Raw genomic sequence first — 3,018 nt, 5'->3', positions numbered from 1 at the left:
CGGACGGTCGCCGGGTGCCCGGCGAAGTCCAACGGCCGGGAGAAGGCCCGGTAGTTGACGACCACCGGCCACGCCGACCCCGGCGTTCCGGCCAGGCCGAGGTCCCGGTGGATGTCCTCGCCCCGGTAGCGCTGGTGCCGCAGCGCCGACCACACCTCGCGGTCCACCCCGGCCGGGGTGGACCGCGAGGCGCAGGGGGACGACGTTGGAGACGAGGCCGGGGAAGGCTGTGAGGACGCGGTCCGACCGGGAACGGCCGGTGACGGGGAGGCCGATCAGGAGGTCACGGGCCCCGGTGAGCCGGTGTACGTGCAGGGCCGTGGCCGCGATCAGCGTGCGGGAGGCGCGGGCGCCGGTACGTTGTGCAACCGCTTGCAGCGGGTTTCCGTCCAGGGGGAGCGGGACGACGCGGGGGCGGACCGTGGGGTCGGTCGTCGGGCTGCCGAGGTGCGCCGGTTCTGGGAGGCCGGCGAGGTGGTCGGCCCAGTGCGCGCGGTCCGCCGCGCGGCGGGCGGAGGCGCGGTACGCGGCGTCCGCGTCGACGGCTGCGCGCAGGGTCGGGAACGGCGCCGGGTCCGCCGTATCGCCGCAGGCCAGGGCCGTGTAGACGGCGGCTGCGCGCTCGGCGAGGAGGACGAGGCCGACGCCGTCGGTGACCAGGTGGTGGTAGGCGTGGTACCAGAGCCAGTGGTCGTCGGCGAGGCGGATCAGGGCGTGCGAGTGGAGGGAGTCGCGGGCCGGGTCGAGGGGGCGCAGCCGGTCCGCGTGCATCCACCTCACGGCCTCGTCGAGAGAGTCGAGGTCGAGGCGGGCAAGGTCAGGGTCCTGGGTCTGCCGGAGGGTCTGACGTGGCCCGTCGGGGCCGTCGCCGAACACGGCGCGCAGGCCGTCGTACTCGGCCACGGCCTGCCGCAGCGCCGTCGCGAACAGGTCCGGGTCGACGGGGCCGTCGATCTCCAGGTACTCGCCGATGCGGTACACCGGGAGCACGCCGGGCGTGCGCTGTTCGGCGAGCCAGATCTCGCGTTGGGCCGCAGTCGTAGGAAGAGCGGCGCCGTCGCGGGCAGACATGGGAGTACCTCCGGAAGTGGTGCGGAAGAGAAAAGGGAAAGAGGAGTGAAAACGGTTACTCGAGTTGCCGTCGAGGAGGCGGGAGAGGGCAGGAACAGGCCGAGGACAGCCCCGGACTTGCCCCCGGCGTCCCCGAACTCCGCTGCCTACGCGGCCCGTTCCCCCGACTGCAAGCTCCACAGCGACGCGTACAGCCCGCCCCGTTCGAGCAGCTCCGCGTGGGTCCCCTCCTCCGCGACCACCCCGCCCTTGTCGAGGACGTGGATGCGGTCGGCGCCCCGGATCGTGGACAGCCGGTGGGCGATGACGACCAGCGTCCGCCCCTGTGCGAACGACCTCAGGGCGCGCTGGATCGCCGCCTCGGTCTCGTTGTCGACGGCGGAGGTCGCCTCGTCGAGGATGACGACCGGCGAGTCCTTGAGGATCGCGCGGGCGAGGGCGATGCGCTGGCGCTGACCGCCGGAGAGGGCGGCGCCGCGTTCGCCGATGCGGGTGTCGTAGCGGTCGGGCAGGGTGTCGACGAAGGGGTGGGCCTCGGCGGCGCGGGCGGCGCGCTCGACGTCGTCGTCGCTCGCGTCGAAGGTGCCGTAGCGGATGTTGTCGGCGATGGTGCCGTCGAAGAGGAAGGGGTCCTGGGCGACGAACCCGACGGCGCGGCGCAGGTCGTGGCGGTCGAGGTCGCGGATGTCCCGCCCGTCCAGCAGGACTTGGCCCTCGGCCGCGTCCTGGAAGCGCATGAGGAGCCGGGCGACGGTGGTCTTGCCGGAGCCGGTGGCGCCGACGATGCCGGTGACGCCGCCGGGTGCGATGTCGAGGGAGAAGTTCTCCAGGACGGGCGGGCGTCCGGGGTAGGCGAAGGTGACGTCCTTGAGGGAGATGGCCCCTTGGACGGCCGTACGGTCCAACTCCTCGTCCTTGCCGCCGGGTTCGGCCGGCAGGGCGCGCAGGTGCTGGACGCGGTCGTAGGCGGTGAGGGTGCGCTGGTACTGGTCGACGATCGTGCCGAGCCGGGTGAGGCGGAACAGGACCTGCTGGGGCAGGCCGATGAGGGGGCTGAACACCTCGAAGGGCAGGGCCCCGTCGAGGACGGACCGGCCGCCGAGGAGGAGCATGCCGACCATGGAGGCGGTCGTCGTCGCGCGGACCGTCTCTCCGTGGCGGACGGTGTGCCGGTCGGTACGGCGGTTGCTGAGCCGGTACTTCTCGCCGAGCTCGTCGAGGCGGGCGGCCTCGTACTCCTCGGTGCAGAAGCTCTTGACGGTGGCGCTCGCCTGGAGGCTGTTGACCAACTGGCTGTGCAGCTGGGCCCGGTGCTCGCTGGAGACGGCGTAGTCGTCGGCCACCCGGTCCTGGTGGCGGAACGACAGCCAGGCGACGATCGGCATCGGCAGGAACGCGATCCACGCGATCTGCGGGGCGAAGACCAGGAACGCGGGCACCAGCACGAGGAAGCTGGTGCCGAGTTGGACGGCGTCATTGGCGCAGGTCGCGAAGAACCCGCCGAGCTCGGCGACCTCGTCGGTGAGGACCCCGGCGATCCGGGTGGTGCGCTCACCCTCCAACTGGCCGAGTTCCAGGCGCTGTACGTGGGCGTAGGTGGAGTCGCGCCAGTCCTGCTGGACGGCCTGCCCGAGCCCGCGCCACTGGGTGTTCGCGGCGTACGACAGGACGGCGACGGCGGCGCAGGCGACGGCCGCCGCACCGGAGAGGAACCACAACTGGGCGGTGGCGCCGGTGATCCCGAGGGCGAGGAGCGGCGGGCAGGACCCCTTGATGAGCACCAGCGCGACCCAGCCGAGGAACAACCCGCAGGCAACCTCGGCGAGTTGGCAGACGGCGGAGAGCCCGGTGGCGAGGGCGAGCTTGGACCGGTGAGGGCCGACGAGGTCGAGCAGGGCCCGGAGAGGGGACCGCCGGACCCCGGCACCCTCAACCGCCCCCGCACCC

Annotated in this window: 2 protein-coding genes; both read right to left on the bottom strand. The window is 72.9% G+C overall.

What is annotated here, in order from left to right; translation table 11 throughout:
- On the bottom strand, positions 1-1,071 hold a 1,071-nt coding region (locus AOK24_RS41345), incomplete at its 3' end, for a condensation domain-containing protein (RefSeq protein ID WP_240554375.1).
- Positions 1,072-1,217: 146 nt separating this feature from the next.
- On the bottom strand, positions 1,218-3,018 hold a 1,801-nt coding region (locus tag AOK24_RS41340; protein WP_055725040.1), incomplete at its 5' end, for an ABC transporter ATP-binding protein.

Origin of the sequence: Streptomyces niveiscabiei (genome assembly GCF_001419795.1) — a bacterium.
GTDB classification, from domain to species: domain Bacteria; phylum Actinomycetota; class Actinomycetes; order Streptomycetales; family Streptomycetaceae; genus Streptomyces; species Streptomyces niveiscabiei.
Note: the sequence above shows the minus strand (reverse complement) of the source record. Positions and strands in the feature narration are given on the sequence as shown.